Raw genomic sequence first — 237 nt, forward strand, 5'->3', positions numbered from 1 at the left:
GCGCGATAATTAATAAATTAATCAGAATTCTTGACCGTAACTGCATTAAATATACTATTGCAGATAATGGAAGCATCACCGTGGGCGGCAGGCTCTACCTGAGCGGCACCAGCATCACCGCGCTGCCGGACAATCTGACCGTGGGCGGCTCGCTCGACCTGCGCGGCACCGGCATCACCGCGCTGCCGGACAATCTGACCGTGGGCGGCTCGCTCGACCTGCGCGGCACCGGCATCA

The 237-nt window shown here is 58.6% G+C and carries 1 pseudogene; it reads left to right on the forward strand.

Annotated elements, in window-relative coordinates:
- Positions 1-237 (forward strand): annotated as a pseudogene (locus GTGU_RS26300) (hypothetical protein); the annotation flags it as partial.

It is taken from the genome of Trabulsiella guamensis ATCC 49490, assembly GCF_000734965.1.
In the GTDB taxonomy this organism is placed as follows: Bacteria; Pseudomonadota; Gammaproteobacteria; order Enterobacterales; family Enterobacteriaceae; genus Trabulsiella; species Trabulsiella guamensis.